Raw genomic sequence first — 17,435 nt, forward strand, 5'->3', positions numbered from 1 at the left:
ATTTCATTAACTGTATTCTAAATGTTGCATTTTAAAAAACGTTCTAGACTATAGGGAAAAGTATTAGACTATTAAAAAATAGTCTTAGACTGAACACTTGAATACCTTTCTTTAAACATTTAAGTGTTATCAATATGAGTCTATATAATTTCTGTATAAAAGGAGATGAGTGAATGAAGTTGAATCATTTAAACCTATGTGTTGATGATTTATCAGAAGCTAGACATTTCTTTGAAACATTTTTTGATTTTCAATTTTTGGAACAAAAGGGAAAGGCTCTTGTAGTGATGAGTGATGAGAGTGGATTTATACTTGTATTAAGTGATCCAAAAGCATTCAAGGGGAAAAACGACGTTACATATCCGGAAGCTTTTCATATTGGTTTTTTAGTGGAAACTTCAAGTGAAGTTGATCAAGCATATAATCGTTTAGTAGCCGGCGGCATTGAAATAGACAAGGAACCTTATTCGATGAGAGGTAGTAGTTATGGTTTCTATTTTTCAGTATTTAATGGCCTATTAATTGAAGTTTCTTGCCTTGATTATAGAGATGGTAAGAAAGTTTCAAAACTAAATAGCATTCATCAAGAGTAATTGTTTGAAGGTGTATATGTAGCCCCTTATCAAGTTTAGAAAGGGGCTTATTTCCATTTAACACACTTTTATAATGGAACACGAAAGCAAAATAGAAGCGTCACTTAGTCAGAAATTCGACTTATGGGACAGTTTATTTATTAATCTAATCGAATTTCAAATTCAAGCACAGCTTGATCTTTTGTTAATGGAATAATTCGGTCTTTGAATCATAAACTTATTCCAGATAGATTATCAAGAAGGGCAGGAGATACAACAAAATAGTGACTCATATGTCCATCTGTGCCGACACTACCTTCTGACCAACAATCGTATGTATTATCAATTAATTGAAATATTGCGAAAAATAGGGTGTTTATGTGTTAAAATAAATATAGAAAACCATTTATTAACTATCGGCAGGTTAATAGAAAAAGGGTGTAAATAGTTAATAATGTCACAATTAAAATGCAACTAGATAGTTAGGAGGAATCATTATAATGGATACTACACAACAAAACAGTAATGCATGGGATAAGAAGGTTGAAGAAGGTTCGAGATACACTCAACCTGTAAGTAGTGAGGTTATTGAAAAAAGTAAATCAGGTGAATGGGAAATCACAGTCACCACAGAAAAATCAGTTCCTAGAGATTGGTTTCCAAAGTCATTAGAGGGATTAAAGATACTTTGTTTAGCATCAGGTGGAGGGCAACAAGCACCAGTGCTGGCTGCTGCTGGAGCAGATGTAACAGTTACTGATATATCTAAGAAGCAATTGGAACAAGATGAAAAGGTAGCGGAACGGGATGGATTAACTTTAAAAACAGTACAAGGAGATATGTCAGACCTTAGTGATTTTGAAGATGGATATTTTGATATTGTCGTAAATCCTGTTTCTAATTTGTTTGTAAAAGATGTTCATCTTGTATGGAATGAGATTTCAAGGGTTTTAAAGAATAAAGGTATTCTTATTTCTGGATTTACAAATCCTTTACTATGGATTTTTGATGACAATCAAGAACAAAAAGGTATTTTGGATGTTAAACATTCAATACCTTCATCAACATTGGATTATTTACCAGAGGATGAAGTTCAAGATTACATTAATTCAAATCAAACAATAGAATACGCACATACTCTAGAAGATCAAATCCAAGGTCAAATTGAAGCTGGTTTTGTTATAATGGGTTTTTATGAGGATGATTTTGGTGGAACAAGGATATTAGATAAGCATATTAAAGCTTTTATTGCTACAAAAGCTATAAAGTTAAAGGTTGATTAAAATTTCTGGCTCGTTAGTCGAAGAAGGTAACTTGAAAACAATAAAAGTTCAATGTATGTCAAAAAGGATGGCACTTGCCATCCTTTTCTTTGTGTATTTTGAGTGTCAAAACAAGTTTTACACCCCTGAACCGAACCGGTTATAATATATAGTCTGTCATTTTCACATTAATTTTTCACATCATTATATAGTTCCAGCGCCTCTTTCACATTCAATCTATTTTTCACAATGCCATGAATTGCTTGAATCATCGCAGCTGGATGTTCGGATTGCCATATGTTTCGGCCCATGTCTACTCCGATTGCGCCTTCTTGCAGCGCATTGTACGTAATGTTTAATGCGTCTTCAATTGAATCTAGTTTTGGGCCGCCCGCGATTACGACTGGGGCAGGGCATGTGCTTGTGATTTTTTCGAATCCTTCGCAGTAATATGTTTTAATAATGTCAGCTCCCATTTCAACACATACGCGGGAGGCGAGTGCTAGAAAGCGAGCTTCACGTTTTTGTAATTCTTTCGCAACGGCGGTAATACCGAGTACTGGCAGGCCGTAATCGTGAGCTTCAGATACTACATTTGCGAGATTTGAAACAGTTTGTGTTTCATAGTCTGATCCGACAAAGACAGAAACGCCGACGCCAATTGCGTTTTGTTTTACTGCTTCTTTCACAGGTGTAACAATTGTTTCATTCGCTAAATCTTTGCCGACTACAGTTGCCCCGCCTGATACACGCATAACCATCGGTGTGCTGCAGTTTTCAGGTATACAGGAGCTGAGTACACCTCGTGTTAAAAAGAGGGAGTCTGTATATGGAAGCAAGTTTTTAACTGTTTCTAACGGTTGTTCAAGTCCGTGAATCGGTCCTAAAAAGTAGCCGTGATCTATCGCTAACATAACTGCTCTGCCGTCAGGTAAAATTGTATTTAATCGATTTTTAAATCCCCAAGTCATTAGGAATCACTCCTTCGTTAATGTTGGATTTTCAGTTTGTACAGTATCTTTATTTGGTAAATGTGGTGACTTTATAAAAACAGCTTTAAAAGGCTTATCGGAATGGTTAATAAGATAATGAGATTCATGAGGTCGAACTTGCAAGACATCACCTTGTTTGATCGGAACTCTCTCGTTATTCACATAGAAATCTATTTCGCCTTCTAACGCATAGAAGACTTCTTCGCACGTTGTATGATAGTGATTTTGAAACTCTTGCCCAGGCTGAATAACGACTAGGCCAAGATCGATATTTGGACCTTGTATTAAATATTTAGGCCCGTTATCACCGAAGCGATAGGTGAAATCATCCTCATTCACTTTAAGCATAGAAATCACTCCTTTATGTAATGTGTTACAGCGCACCTGGGGCAATCCACATATGTGATGTGAGGCCTTTATCAGCTAAAGAAAGTTGGCTAGCATACACTGTTTTCCATGTTTCATAGAATCCTTTATAAAGCTCATGATTTTCAGCGTTTGGCTTAAATGTGTTTTCCCACTGTACAAATTGTTCGGCAGTTTCTTCCATCGATTCAAAAATGCCTACGCCAACTCCAGCGGCAATTGCCGTACCTAAAGCAGCGGCTTCTTTTACAACGGGTACTTTAACAGGGATTCCGAGGACATCTGCTAGTATTTGTGGCCAAAGTTTACCTTTAGCAGCGCCGCCAGCAAAGGTTACTTCAGAAGGGAAATTACCTGTGAGAGCTTCTATTAATTTCAAGTTGCCGAGTGTAACGAAGGCGGCATTCTCTTCAATTGCGCGGAACATTTCTTTCTTACCGCATTTTTCAGCATCTAAACTTAAATTTAAAAAGGATGGTGCAGCATGTCGCCAAGAAATATAATTCATTACATTTGAAAAAGTGGGGATTATGCCATGTGAACCTACAGGTACTTCTTTTGCTTGTTCTTCTAGTAATTCATAAGCATCTACACCGAGTTTTTCAGCGAGCCTTTTTTCTTCTTGGCAAAAAGCATCTCGAAACCATCTCATAACAAGGCCAGGGAAGAAAGCGATTGTTTCGTATTGCCATAGGTTAGGGATGACGTGGCAATTTACACGAATCGCCGCATTTGGATCAGTTTCTGGTTTTGTTATATTTACTTCTTGTTGCCAAAAACTGCCCCCGCATATAAATGTTTGTTCAGGCTTTACAACTCCAGTTCCGAGCGATGCCATTTGTGCATCTCCGCCGCCAGCAACGACTGGTGTTCCTTCATGTAATCCTGTTAATTCAGCACTTCGTTTTGTGATATTCCCGATAACTGTCCCAGCTTCATTTACTTTTGGAGAAAAGGCTAGAGTAAGACCGCATTGCTCAGCAACCCAGTTATCCCAAGCTCTATTTTGTAAATCAAATATACCGGACGTACATCCATTTGAAGAATCAATTTGCAGTGCGCCGCACAATTTATATAAAATCCAATCGTTTAACATCGTAAAGGAATGAATGTTTTTGTACACGTCTGGTTCATGTTTTTTAATCCAAAGTAAGCGAGGTAAAGCACCTAACGAAAAAGTTTGACCGGATTTTTTATATAAATCTTCTTCAATTTCGGAACGAATTTGTTTTAGCTCACTAACTTCCGCTGATGCGCGGCCATCAACATTTGCACAAGCCCATATTTCTTGCCCGTTTTTATCGTATAAAACAAAGCCTTCACGCATACTCGTTGCACTAATACCTTTAATAGAAGAGGGGGACGTATTACTTTTTTGAAGAACCTCTTTCGTACATTTTTGAACGAGCTGCCAGTTTTCTGTTACATCAAAATTCATAGAACCAGGGTAACGACTATCTGATTTATGAACCCACTCTTTTTGACTAACGGCAAGTTGATTACCGTTTAAATCAAAAAGAACTGCTCGAATGCTCCCTGTACCAGCGTCGTAAGCTAATAGAGTAGACATTAAGAGTCACCTTCCTTTCTTAATAAGGAGAGGGCAGTTTCTTCATCCGTAATTAATGTATGAATGAACTTTCCTTTTAAGGCGCCGTAAATTGCATCTATCTTTTCCGTACCGCCAGCTACACCAACGACATGTTTCATATTTTGAAGAACAGAGAGTGGTGTGCCGATAAGACGATTATGATGAGGAAGTTCTAATTGTTTTCCGTTAGTATTATAAAATTGCCCTAAAATATCTCCGGCCCCGTTTTGACTACGTATATAAGTCATTTCACGTAGCGTTAGTTTTTCTTCTTTCACAATTGTGGCGTCTTGAGATAAGCTTCCAATGCCAACTACTGCTGTATGAGCGAGTGAAGCGACGTGAAGCATATCTTTCACGCTTGGTTCGGATAGAATAATTTGCGTCATTTCGTTTGTAGATGTAAGAAAAGGGGTAGGAATAATATGGAGGTCACCTTGCATGTAGTTTAAATAGCTTTGATTTCTTGGAATATAGTGATTTACGCCTCCTGTAAGAGTAACGATTGAAAGATTCATAGAGCTATCAAAATGAATGTTTTCTAGCATTTTACTTATCGTCTCTCCCCAGCCAATCCCAAGTAAATCTCCTTGTTGCAGATGAGTTTCTAAATATTGTGCGGCAGCTTTTCCGAGTGAAAATGCATAATCCTCAGTTGGCGTTGGAATAACGAAAGCATCTTTTAGATGGAATTTTTTCATAAGGTCACGTTCGATGCTTAAACAGTGCAAACCAGTACCTTTTACGTGAAATGTGACGACACCTTCCGTCCGTGCTTTATCTAACAACCGAACGACTTTATTTCTTGAAATGTGAAGAAGTGAAGCAATTTCTTGCTGGGTTAATTGATCTTTATAATAGTACCAAGCTACTTTTGTTAACAAATTGTCTTCAAAGTTGAGCTGTGACATACTCTTCATCCCTTTCAACAATTGACCACTGCTTAAACATATGTGTTCGTTATTTTGTTTATTCCAGTTGAAGCGATAAAATAGTCCAGTGAAAAAAGTGTTCTAGATATGAAAAAATAAATATACAATGCTACAAAACAAGTAGAACAAAAAATCATTTTCTCAAAAAATGTTCTGCATAAAGGCAGGTGACAACATGTGGAGAACGTGCCCTTATTAGAAGTTACAAAAATGAGTAAATCTTTTTCAGGTCAACTCGTATTAAAAGAAGTCAATTTACAATTAGAGCGTGGAGATGTATACGCTTTAGTCGGAGGAAATGGTGCCGGGAAATCAACATTAATGAAAATATTAACGGGTTTGTATTCATACGATGCTGGCAAGATGTATGTGAAAGGGGAAATACAACAGTTTTCAAACACAGCAGAAGCACATCAACATGGCATATATTTAATACCACAAGAGCCACTCATCTTTCCGCATATGACAATTGAAGAGAACATTTGTATCGGAATGAAAGCGAAAAAGAAAGAACTTCGAAATAAAATTAATAAGTTGCTAGAAGGCTTAGGTTGGAACATTCAACTTCATGAGCTAGGGTTATCGTTATCCATTGCCCAGCAACAATTAGTAGAAATATTGAGGGGATTAATAAGGGAAGCTGAGATTCTTATTTTAGATGAGCCAACATCGACATTAACAACTCACGAAATTAAGAGTCTTTTTGTGTTGATGAAAAGTTTAAAAGAAAAAGGAATTGGCATGATTTACATTACGCATCGTTTTCCAGAAATCTTTGAAATTGCGAATAAAGTAGCAATTTTGCGTGACGGAATGATTGTAAGTCAAGGGGATGTATCAAGCTATACATATGACATGCTAATGGAGGGGTTATTACCGAAAGGTTATAAACTTGAGGAGAAGAAAAAAATCACGCAAGAAGAAATAGAGCATTCGGAAAAAGTATTAGATGTCACGAATGCGTCTAGTTATGCGTTTCAAAATGTATCATTAACTGTACATGCTGGAGAAGTTGTCGGGATTGCAGGTATCGTCGGATCAGGTAGGACTGAATTAGCTGAATCAATATTTGGATTAATGCCTTTGAAATCAGGTTCTGTTTTATTAGAGGGAAAATCCATTACGAAGTATTCGGTACATAAGCGAATAAAGGAAGGTATGGTGTATGTACCGGAGGACCGGGCAGGGAATGGCATTTTTTCAATTGCGTCTGTGAAAGAAAATATAACAGCTGCATCTTTAAACAGTATGAGTAGCTTCTTTTTAAATAACAAAAAAGAAAGCGCTTTATCAGAGTTGTATATAAAACAGTTTAGAATTGTTGTCCCTCATATGAATGAGAAAATGACGTCTTTATCAGGTGGGAACCAACAGAAGGTCGTGTTAGCGAAATATCTTGCATGTAATCCGAAAGTGATTATTCTTGATGAACCGACCCGTGGTATTGATGCGAAAGCAAGACTAGAAGTATACGAAACGATACAAAGTTTGAAGAGAGAGGGACTTGCGATCATATTAATTTCTTCAGATATGGAAGAAATCGTTCAATTAGCGAATCGTGTTTATGTGATGAGAAACGGAGAATTCGTCTCTCATTTGGAGAAGAAGGAAATTTGTATTGATGAAGTTACACGCCTTGCGTACGGAGGAAAGGGAGGTGTAACGGAGTGAACCGTTTATTTAAAATGCATGAGACGTCTATTATTATTTTATTACTTCTTTACATAGCCTTCGTTGGAGTAATGAATCCTAGTTTTGTTCAGTTTAGCTCTTTATCTTTAATTATGAAATCAAGCGTTATTTTAGTTGTTTTGGCAATTGGTCAATCTTTCGTATTGTTTACGAAAAATATAGATGTATCAGTAGGATCTATTATGGGATTAAGCGCTGCGGTTTGCGGGATGTTGTTAACAGATGGATACAGTGCCTTTATTTCAATATTTGCGGCAATTATACTTAGCGCCCTTATTGGTATGGTAAACGGAATTGGCGTTACGAAATTTAGGGTGCCAGCTATCATTATGACATTAGGAATGCTCGGGATTATTAGAGGCGTAATGTTAATATTTACGGGCGGAAAGTGGATTGAAGATATTCCGAATGAGTATAAACAAATTTCTTCTATTATGATGTTAGGGATTCCGATAACGGTATGGACCGTTCTTATCATATTACTGCTGCTATATTTCTTTTTAATGAAAGTTCAAATTGGAAGATATTTTTATGCGGTCGGTGATAATGAAGATGGTGCAAGGCTTATTGGAATACATGTAGATAAAGTGAAAATATACGCGTTTATCATATCAGGCATAAGCGCTGGGTTCGCTGGATGTATATTCGTAATGAATATTGGATTCGTTCCAAATCAAACAGGTACAGGGATAGAATTGCAAGTTATCGCTGCTGCTGTTTTAGGTGGTATTCATTTAAAAGGAGGAACAGGTTCTATATTTGGAGCGGCATTAGGTGCATTCTTCTTAGAAGTGATAAGCAGTTCACTCGTCTTTTTAAAAATACCTGCATTTTGGAATAGTGCTATTTCAGGATTTTTACTTTTACTCATCATCATATTAGATAGTGTCTTAAAAAAATGGAAGAAACTCCGGCAATTAGAAGAAAGGAGGGTGAATCTATGAGGGGAATACGTAGCTTGTATAGATGGGAAGGGGTTCTTCTCATATTGCTTCTCGTAGAATTCATTCTCTTTAGTTTCATAAATAGTGATTTCTTAAACATTAGTAACCTCCTTTTTAGTATGAACGATTTCCTCATTATTTCAATCGCGGCTATTCCGATGACATTTGTCATTGTAACTGGCGGAATTGATGTTTCAGTAGGATCTATTATGGGGCTTACTTCGATTCTTATCGGAGTACTTTGGATGAATGGCATGCCTATACTGTTAGCCGTTATCATTGCGCTCGTAATAAGTTGCATAGCGGGCGGATTAAATGGACTTATTATAAAAATGACAGATGTAGAACCTCTTGTCGTTACACTTGGAACGATGTTTTTATATGCAGGAATCGCCCTTGTTATTTCAGGTGGTTCGGGTGCAGCGGGCTATGAAGGAATAAGTGGTTTACCAGATTCGTATGTGCAACTGGCAAATGGTAGTTTTATCGGTATACCTAATTTATTATGGCTCCTTGTCATTTTAACGATAGTATTTACGATATTGTTTCACCGTACAACATACGGTCGCCACGCAAAATTAACTGGCGCAAATGAAAGTACGGCGAAATATTCCGGAATTCGAACGAAGAAAGTAGTGATTACTGCTTACGTACTTTCTGGGTTAGGAGGTGGATTAGGAGGAGCTTTCTTAACAGCGTATTTCGGTTCTGCTCGTGCTGATATTGGAAGTGAAACCATTTTGCCAGTTATTACGGCAGTTGTATTAGGCGGCACACTAATTACAGGCGGAAAAGGGAGTATTATTGGGACAGTACTAGCGAGTGTTTTTATAGGACTCATGCAGTACGGTTTGCAAATGACGGGCTTAACGAATGAACAATCTAATGTAGTAATAGGTATTATCCTTATTGTTTCTGTTACTATGAGACATTTCAAATTACAACGATTCACTACGGGGAAAAGAAGGAATTTGCATAAGGGGGAAATGTCATGAAGAGAAAACTGGGGATTGTTATTATTATGTGTATTTGTTTAATCGGTTTAATTGCTTGTTCTAGCCAAACTGCGGATAAGAAAAAAGCAGATGATGTAAAATTTGCGTTCATTCCGAAATTAACGGGAGTTGGTTTCTTCACATCAGGTGGTGAAGGTGCAAAAGAGATGGGAGATAAGTTAGGTGTACAAGTGAAGTACGATGGACCGTCTGAGGCAAGTGTATCAGGGCAAGTAAAATATATAAACAATTTTATTAACCAAAACTATGATGCAATTATGGTTTCATCTACGTCAGTTGATGGTCTCTCGCAATCATTACAACGTGCAAAGAAAAAAGGGATGACAGTATTAACGTGGGATTCTGATGTGAATCCGAAAGACCGTTCGTTTTATATTAGCCAAGGTACACCAGATCAACTTGCAAACTTATTAATTGAAATGACTTCTAAGCAAATTGGAGATAAAGGAAAAGTAGCATTCTTTTATTCAAGCCCGACTGTAACAGATCAAAATCAGTGGGTAACGAAGGCGAAAGAGATTATTAAAGAGAAATATCCGAATTGGGAAATTGTAACGACGCAATACGGTGAAAATAATGCGCAAAAATCTTTATCAGTTGGAGAGAGTATTTTAAAAACGTATCCAGATATTAACGCAGTAATATGTCCAGATGCAACAGCACTACCAGCAATGGCACAAGCAGCTGAGAATTTGAAAATGGATAAGAAAGTAGTCGTAACGGGGTTTTCGACACCGAACGTTATGCGTGATTATGTGAAACGAGGAACAGTACAACAATTTGGATTATGGGATGTAAAACAACAAGGTGCACTAGCAACTTATGTTGCAAATGAAATTGTTGTAAAAGGGAAGAAGTTAAAAGTCGGGGATAGCTTTGAAGTAAAAGGAATTGGAAAAGTGAAAGTAGAGCCGAACTCTATTCAAGGGTATGACTATGAGGCAGAAGGAAATGGTATTATCGTATTACCTGAACGAGTTGTATTTACGAAAGATAATATCGATAAGTATAATTTCTAGTAGAAAATAAAAACGTCCGAATATATCGGACGTTTTTATTTTGTCGTTTTTTTAATCTATTCATTAATTGTGAACAGCTTCTTTTTCATTTAACCCAAGTGTGCGTCCTGTTGAAGCGTGAAGCTCTTGGAACAGTCTTGGATTTTCCGTTAGTGATACGCCATAAGAAGGGATCATTTCTTTTATTTTTGGCTCCCATGCTAGTATACGTTCTGGGAAGCATTTTTCTAATACTTCAAGCATAACGTGAACCGCAGTAGAAGCACCTGGAGAAGCGCCAAGTAACGCAGCGATTGATCCGTCATTTGCACTAACAACTTCTGTACCAAATTGAAGTGTTCCTTTACCACCTGCATCAGTATCTTTAATTACTTGCACACGTTGTCCAGCAACGACAGTATCCCAATCTTCACTTTTAGCGTTCGGAATAAACTCACGTAATTCTTCCATACGCTTTTCGTGTGATAACATAACTTGTTGGATTAAGTATTTTGTTAATCCCATTTCTTTTAAACCGGCTGCTAACATCGTTAAGACGTTATTCGGTTTTACAGATCCAATTAAATCAAGGTTTGAGCCAGTTTTTAAGAATTTAGGTGAGAAGCCTGCAAATGGTCCAAACAGTAAAGATTTTTTGTTGTCTATATATCTTGTATCAAGGTGAGGTACAGACATTGGCGGAGCGCCAACTTTAGCTTTTCCGTATACTTTTGCATGATGCTGCTCTACAACTTTTTGGTTTTTACATACCATAAATAGTCCACTTACTGGGAATCCTCCAATATGTTTTGATTCAGGAATACCAGTCTTCTGAAGTAGAGGTAGACTACCACCACCGCCGCCGATAAAGACGAACTTTGCAGTATGGTGTTCGATTTTACCACTATTCATATCGTGTACTTTCACTTCCCACAAACCGTTCTTCGCACGTTTAATATTTTCAACACTGTGTTTGTAGTTTAGTTCGACATTTTTAGTTTTTAAGTAATCAAACAACATGCGTGTTAACGCACCAAAGTTAACATCTGTTCCAGAATCAATTTTCGTTGCAGCCATCGGTTCATTAGAGTTACGACCTTCCATAATGAGTGGAAGCCATTTTTTTAATGTATCAGGAGCATCAGAAAATTCCATTCCTTGGAATAGAGCGTTTTTTGAAAGCGCTTCAAAACGATTTTTTAGAAACTCCACATTTTTTTCTCCTTGCACCAAACTCATATGAGGTAGTGGCATAATAAAATCTTGTGGATTACGAATTAAGTTTCTCTTAACAAGATACGCCCAAAATTGTCTTGAAAGTTGAAATTGCTCATTTACTTTTACAGCTTTACCAATATCTATAGACCCGTCAGATTTTTCGGACGTATAGTTAAGCTCACATAGCGCAGAATGTCCTGTACCAGCATTATTCCATTCGTTAGAACTTTCTTCTCCGGCATTAGCGAGTTTTTCAAATACTTTAATTTCCCATTCAGGTGCCAATTCTTTAAGTAATGATCCTAACGTTGCGCTCATAATTCCAGCGCCAATTAAGATAACGTCTGTTTTTTGCTGCATGTTGCTCATGATAATCTCTCCATCCCCTATATTGGCAAAAAAGAGTAGGTGTTTTTATATCTAAGCCGTAAAAAGAAAACACCGCCTAGGCCCCACCTAGGTATTTACCTTTTTTGTCTCAATTATATAACCATCTCATAGTCTATTATAATAATTAATAGACTAAAATATCTAGTGTTATCTGATAATTTTAAACTATTTAACGTTTTATTTCATAGAATTCTTCTGTCATAAGGGTAAAAAGCATAGTAGTAAAGCGGAATTTGGAGAAGAATTCCATTTTGATGTTATCCCAAAAAAACTTCTATTTTTATGTTTTATCTTTGGAAACTAGTAAAATTCTATTTTTGTAACATCTAATTTGAAAAAATAGAGTAAATAACAAATAAATGATAAGATTATTCTGAAAATAAAACAGGAGGGATACCAATGCTTACAAAAGAACAAGTCGTAAACTTATTTCGGGATTTTTCTGTGAATGAATGTAAAGGATCGAGTCCTTTATACGAATACTTATCAATAAAAATTTCTGAAGATGAGGAAGTTCTTACGTTAGCTTTCAATGCACAACCTGGTCAGCCAATCCCGAACTTATTATTAGGTGCGGTCCATTATTTATTGTTAAAAGGAAAAGAGCACAGTTTAAAAAAGTATTATCAAAGTTTAGTTGAAAATGCTGATATAAATTTTGAAAATGCCTTTTACCAATTTAAAGATTTTTGCCGTGTATATCGAGAAGAAATTATCTCTTTATTACAAACGAAACTTGTTCAAACGAATGAAGTAAGACGATGTGCCTATTTATATCCAAGTTTCTGTTACATATTTAACAAAGTGAACAAACCGTTAGCATTAATTGAGATTGGTACAAGTGCAGGGTTACAACTGTTTTGGGATCAATATCGTTATTCATACGGAACGGATGAAGTGTATGGAAATATAAATTCGAATGTCAATTTAACCTCTGAAATAAGAGGGGAGAATGTACCGCACTTTCTAAAACATAGTCCACCTGTTCTAGAAAGAATCGGACTAGATTTACATGTGAATAATTTAAATGATGAAGAAGATTATTTATGGTTACGCGCGCTTATTTGGCCAGAACATAAAGCAAGACTTGAACTGTTCGATCAAGCAGCATCTTTAGTTAAAAATGAATCCGTCCGATTAATAGAAGGAGACGGTGTAGAGCTGTTGCCATCTATTATTGAACAAATAAGTGAAGATGCTGTTATCTGCATTTTCCATACACACGTCGCAAATCAAATACCTAAGCAAGTAAAACATGCGCTAGAAAAACAAATTAAAGAAATCGGTGCAAAACGTGATGTATTCCACCTATATAACAATATGTGGGACCGGGACCTTCATATTGATTATTATATTAACGGAAACGAATATTGTGAAACTGTTGGGGAAACGGAAGGGCATGGGAGATGGTTTAGTTGGGGATTGGGGGATAAGAAGCTATGCTAAAGTAAATCTAATAATTATGGGTTTCATCACCAAAATTCGTAATTAAAATAGCTGATGGAAGACACTCCATCAACTGTTTTTTACTTTTCATAAAACTCATTAGGTATCTAAGATAAGCGTCAAATATTCCTCACCTACAAGTTGTAAATAGCCCATGAGATTCATCTTCTTACATCCAAGGATTAAAGAAATTGGATTATTAAAACCTGACAGGTGTCAAAAAAGAACCTACCGGTTAATCAGCTATATTACTGGTTCAAGAAATTATTACTTCAAACGGAAGAGCCGAAGGAAAGTAAATGTTTAAAATGAATATATAATACATGCGAGAAAGAGCACAATTTGATAGGAGGGGCTTCCAAATGCATATGGATGAAAGAATGAATTTGCAGTTAACAAGCCAGGCTCTTCAGGTAATGAATAACGGAATTGCTGTCATAAGTCATGATGGAATCATCACATTCAGCAACCAACCATTCTGCAGCATGTTACATAAAAAAGAAAATGAAATAATAGGTAAGCATATATCAACGATTATTCCTGATCGTAAAAAGCTAGTAGTGAATCAAAATGATAGTTTGTACAAGTACGAGTGTAAGGTGGGCAACCAAGTATTGATTATGAATGAATCCCGTGTATATCAGAGCGGGAAAGAAGATGGATCAATTGCCATTTTGGAAAACAAGGAAAAAAGTATACAGTCCTTGGAAAGTATCATCAGTCGGTATGAAAATGCCTTGAATTTACTGTCGGAGTGTATTCTAGGGGTAAATGAACAAGGGATTGTCAATTTTTTAAGTGGTTCTTATGCACAATTTTTAGGGATTGATGATCCAAAGGAAGCGATAGGTAAGCATTGTACGGAGGTTGTTGAGAATACGAGGATGCATATTATCGTGAAGACGGGACAGGTGGAAATTGGGCATATCCAGCGTATAAGTAATCGGAATATTATCGCAACTCGCATACCTATTGTTAAGGACGGTGAGGTTATTGGTGCGATTGGTAAAATTATGTTTCATGATATACAGCAGTTTAAAGCTTTGGGGGATCAGATTAGTGCAATGGAATCAAAGTTATCTTACTATCAAACTGAATTACAGCGGTTGCAAGAAGGTAGGTTGTCCTTTCAAAGTATTATAGGAGAGAGTGCGAAAATGAAAGAAGTTAAAACGATGGCCTTGAAGGTTTCTAAAAGTCGGTCTACTGTTTTGATAAGAGGAGAGAGCGGTACAGGGAAGGAGCTCTTTGCGCATGCGGTACATCGTGCAAGTCCGCGTGCTAGGGGTTCATTTATTCGTTTGAATTGTGCTGCGATTCCGAGGGATCTTTTGGAGGCTGAATTATTTGGATACGAAGAGGGGGCTTTTACAGGAGCGAAAAAAGGTGGTAAGCCTGGGAAGATTGAGTTGGCCCATAAGGGAACGTTGTTTTTAGATGAAATCGGTGATATGTCTTTGGACATGCAGGTGAAGTTGCTGCGTGTGTTGCAAGAGAAAGAGATTGAAAGAATTGGTGGTACGAAAATTCAAAAGATTGATGTCCGTTTCATTGCGGCGACACATCGAAATCTTCGTGAAATGGTGCAAAGAGGGGAATTTAGGGAGGATTTATATTATAGGTTGAATGTGTTTGCGATCGATATTCCTCCGTTACGAGAGAGAAAGGAAGATATGATACATATAATGGAATTTTTAATTCGGAAATTGAATGGGGAGCTGGGTAGTAGCGTTCTTTCATTGGATGAGAGAGTAAGGGATATATTCATGGAGTATGATTGGCCAGGCAATATTAGGGAGCTAGAGAATGTGTTAGAACGAGCGATGAATGTTATAGAAGGAATGATTATTCAAGTGCATCATCTTCCTGTATATTTGCGGAAAAAAGATTTGGAAGAAGAGTTATATCATGAAATATTTGCGGTGGATCAAGAGAAGAATGAGATGAGTTATTCACTGCAGGAGGAAGTGGAATCGGCTGAAAAACGGGCGATTACAAGGGCTTTGGAAAAGACAGCTGGAAATATAAAAGAGGCAGCCAAGCTTTTAGGGATTCATCGGGCTAGCTTATATCGTAAAATAGAAAAATATGGAATTTCGTGAAAGGAAGCAAAGGGCAAACAGGCCCTTTTTTTGTTTGGTTTGCAGTAATACATACTGTCTCTTTTTTGCGACACTTTCTTATAGATGCGACATGATCGTAATCATTTGTAGCGCAAATGCGACATGTGAAGGTGGACATGTAAGGGAGACTTGGGTATATCCCTGAAGGAATAAGGGAATAGAGAATGAGTCGATTTTTGGCATGTTTCTTGCTATATAAATAAAAAAGATTATAGCAAGAAGGGATGGAATTCAATGCTGGAAAATCACAGTTTGCCACATTTTATTATGCAAAGTATTGAAAAAACACCAAGTAAGGTCTATTTACAATTTGAAGAACAAAGAGTTACGTATGAGGAGCTCTATCATCGAATTACAAAAGCTGCAGCGGGATTTTGTGAGCTCGGTATTCAAAAAGGGGATAAGGTTTGTATTATGCTTCATAACGCTCCTGAATATCTGGATGTATGGTTTGCTTTATCTTTTATGGGAGCAATTGCAGTGCCTCTGAATGTGCATTTAAAAGGAGAGGGCCTACAGTATATTTTATCTCACTCTGATTGCAAGCTGATTATCGTTGATAAGGAATTTGTTCCTCAAATTGCTTCTTGTTTGCCATTTATACAAAGGGACATTCAAATTGTCGTTTACGGAAATGATGAAAGCGCAATCATTTTGAACGATGGTAAAGAACCGCTGGTAATCGAATTGAAAGATGTACTGAATACAAATAATCATCACCTTCCAACTGAATTTGTTTCCTCCTCTTCTATTAACAGTATTCTTTATACCTCTGGAACGACTGGATTACCTAAAGGGGTCATGTTAAGTCATTCTGCCTATGTAAATTCTGCGCAGTCATTTGCCACCTATATGGTTGGCGCAAGTTCGAAAGATATTTTATTTACAGCGCTGCCGTTATTCCATATTAACGCCCAGGCCCATACAGTACTCGGTGCTATTTCTTCCAATGCGACAATTGCTCTTGGCAAGCGGTTTAGTGCTTCTAGATTTTGGGATGAAATTCGTGGTCATGGCGCAACCATTTTTAATTCTTTAGGATCTATGATTCCTATTCTCTGCAAGCAACCAGAAAAGGAAAACGATAATGAAAATTTTGTAAGGGTGACGGCTTGTGCTGCTACGCCTAAGGAATTTTGGAAGCCGTTTGAGGAGAGGTTTGGCGTCCAGATTGTAGAAGGTTACGGATTAACGGAAACGACGGGTTTTTGTGTAACGAATCCATTGAATGCCAATAAGCCGCCTTCTATTGGAAAGCCTTATTCTTACGTAGAGACGAAGATTGTCAATGAGGATGGAAATGAAGCGCGGACTGGTGAAATTGGAGAGATTTTTATACGTTCCTTACAGGGACAAGCATTCATGGAAGGCTACTATAAAATGCGGGATAAAACAGAAGAGGCGATGAAGGAGGGATGGTTCCATACAGGAGATCGCGGTTATCTAGACGAGGAAGGTTACTTATATTTTTGCGATCGAATCAAACAGTGTATCCGGAGGCGTGGAGAAAATATCTCCTCTTGGGAAATCGAAAAGGTAGTGAATAATCACCCGAAAGTACTTGAATCAGCGGCCATCGGTGTTCCATCGGAAGTGGGAGAAGAGGATGTCAAATTATATGTGATTGTAAAGAAAGGAGAAACGATGTCCCATGAAGAGATTATAGATTGGTGTCAAGAACGTATGGCTTACTTCATGGTGCCGCGATATGTTCAGTTCAGTGAAACTTTCCCAAAAACCGCGACGGAACGGATTCAGAAGTTCAAGCTGAAGGAGGAAGGAATCAGTACTGCTTGGGATCGCGAACAGGTCGGCTATGTAATTAAAAGAACGAGTTGATGTGCTGAAGGGGAGTAAAACAGTTTGCTTTTTATCTCATTACATATTGGAAAG

At 37.2% G+C, this 17,435-nt stretch carries 14 protein-coding genes and 1 pseudogene; 9 read left to right on the forward strand and 6 right to left on the reverse strand.

All coding sequences use genetic code 11. The annotated features are described in order from the left end of the window. Positions 1–173 precede the first annotated feature (173 nt). Entirely contained in the window at positions 174–593 is a 420-nt protein-coding gene (locus JTF23_RS22550) for a VOC family protein (RefSeq protein WP_204209790.1), read from the forward strand. Positions 594–733: 140 nt separating this feature from the next. Here the strand turns inward: JTF23_RS22550 and JTF23_RS27990 are convergent. Continuing rightward, a pseudogene (locus JTF23_RS27990) lies at positions 734–934 on the reverse strand (hypothetical protein); the annotation flags it as partial. 138 nt (positions 935–1,072) lie between these two features. Between JTF23_RS27990 and JTF23_RS22555 the strand changes: the two are divergent. Continuing rightward, positions 1,073–1,855, forward strand: a complete 783-nt coding sequence (locus tag JTF23_RS22555; protein ID WP_204209791.1) for a class I SAM-dependent methyltransferase — start codon at positions 1,073–1,075, stop codon at positions 1,853–1,855. Between the two features lie 167 nt (positions 1,856–2,022). On the opposite strand, the gene lsrF is transcribed toward JTF23_RS22555, so the two are convergent. From lsrF to JTF23_RS22575, 4 genes are read right to left on the reverse strand one after another with little or no spacing between them, the layout of a single operon-like run. Continuing rightward, a complete protein-coding gene (gene lsrF, locus JTF23_RS22560; protein ID WP_002084866.1) occupies positions 2,023–2,805 on the reverse strand; it encodes a 3-hydroxy-5-phosphonooxypentane-2,4-dione thiolase in 783 nt (260 codons plus the stop codon). A 6-nt stretch (positions 2,806–2,811) separates the two neighbouring features. Then, positions 2,812–3,174: a cupin domain-containing protein gene (locus tag JTF23_RS22565; protein ID WP_000921867.1), complete on the reverse strand. Its 363-nt coding sequence runs from the start codon at positions 3,172–3,174 to the stop codon at positions 2,812–2,814. Between the two features lie 25 nt (positions 3,175–3,199). Further along, positions 3,200–4,762, reverse strand: a complete 1,563-nt coding sequence (lsrK, locus tag JTF23_RS22570; RefSeq protein WP_204209792.1) for an autoinducer-2 kinase — start codon at positions 4,760–4,762, stop codon at positions 3,200–3,202. Then, positions 4,762–5,694 carry a sugar-binding transcriptional regulator gene (locus JTF23_RS22575; RefSeq protein WP_199692884.1) on the reverse strand — a complete coding sequence of 311 codons (933 nt, stop codon included), beginning with the start codon at positions 5,692–5,694 and terminating at the stop codon, positions 4,762–4,764. The genes lsrK and JTF23_RS22575 overlap by 1 nt, the downstream gene beginning before the upstream one ends. A gap of 198 nt (positions 5,695–5,892) precedes the next feature. Between JTF23_RS22575 and JTF23_RS22580 the strand changes: the two genes are divergently transcribed. The 4 genes from JTF23_RS22580 to lsrB are packed head-to-tail and all read left to right on the forward strand — an operon-like array spanning position 5,893 to position 10,386. Continuing rightward, on the forward strand, positions 5,893–7,386 hold the full coding sequence (locus JTF23_RS22580) for a sugar ABC transporter ATP-binding protein (RefSeq protein ID WP_204209793.1): 1,494 nt from the start codon (positions 5,893–5,895) through the stop codon (positions 7,384–7,386). Then, a complete protein-coding gene (locus JTF23_RS22585) occupies positions 7,383–8,351 on the forward strand; it encodes an ABC transporter permease subunit (protein ID WP_002110490.1) in 969 nt (322 codons plus the stop codon). The genes JTF23_RS22580 and JTF23_RS22585 overlap by 4 nt, the downstream gene beginning before the upstream one ends. After that, the gene (locus JTF23_RS22590) at positions 8,348–9,346 is read left to right on the forward strand and encodes an ABC transporter permease (protein WP_204209794.1); all 999 of its coding nucleotides are present in this window, start codon (positions 8,348–8,350) and stop codon (positions 9,344–9,346) included. The genes JTF23_RS22585 and JTF23_RS22590 overlap by 4 nt, the downstream gene beginning before the upstream one ends. Further along, entirely contained in the window at positions 9,343–10,386 is a 1,044-nt protein-coding gene (gene lsrB, locus JTF23_RS22595) for an autoinducer 2 ABC transporter substrate-binding protein LsrB (protein ID WP_002110487.1), read from the forward strand. The genes JTF23_RS22590 and lsrB overlap by 4 nt, the downstream gene beginning before the upstream one ends. A 63-nt stretch (positions 10,387–10,449) precedes the next feature. Here the strand turns inward: lsrB and JTF23_RS22600 are convergent, their stop codons facing one another. Next, a complete protein-coding gene (locus JTF23_RS22600) occupies positions 10,450–11,952 on the reverse strand; it encodes a malate:quinone oxidoreductase (protein WP_204209795.1) in 1,503 nt (500 codons plus the stop codon). 420 nt (positions 11,953–12,372) lie between these two features. On the opposite strand from JTF23_RS22600, the gene JTF23_RS22605 reads away from it, so the two are divergent. The 3 genes from JTF23_RS22605 to JTF23_RS22615 all read left to right on the forward strand — a co-directional run bounded on the left by JTF23_RS22605 (position 12,373) and on the right by JTF23_RS22615 (position 17,381). After that, positions 12,373–13,419, forward strand: a complete 1,047-nt coding sequence (locus tag JTF23_RS22605; protein ID WP_204209796.1) for a DUF2332 domain-containing protein — start codon at positions 12,373–12,375, stop codon at positions 13,417–13,419. A gap of 362 nt (positions 13,420–13,781) precedes the next feature. Next, positions 13,782–15,521 (forward strand): sigma 54-interacting transcriptional regulator, encoded by a 1,740-nt coding sequence (locus tag JTF23_RS22610; protein ID WP_204209797.1) that lies wholly within the window; start codon positions 13,782–13,784, stop codon positions 15,519–15,521. A gap of 255 nt (positions 15,522–15,776) precedes the next feature. After that, positions 15,777–17,381: an ATP-dependent acyl-CoA ligase gene (locus tag JTF23_RS22615; RefSeq protein ID WP_204209798.1), complete on the forward strand. Its 1,605-nt coding sequence runs from the start codon at positions 15,777–15,779 to the stop codon at positions 17,379–17,381. Positions 17,382–17,435: the final 54 nt, after the last annotated feature.

The organism is Bacillus sp. RIT 809 (assembly GCF_016892495.1).
GTDB classification, from domain to species: domain Bacteria; phylum Bacillota; class Bacilli; order Bacillales; family Bacillaceae_G; genus Bacillus_A; species Bacillus_A cereus_U.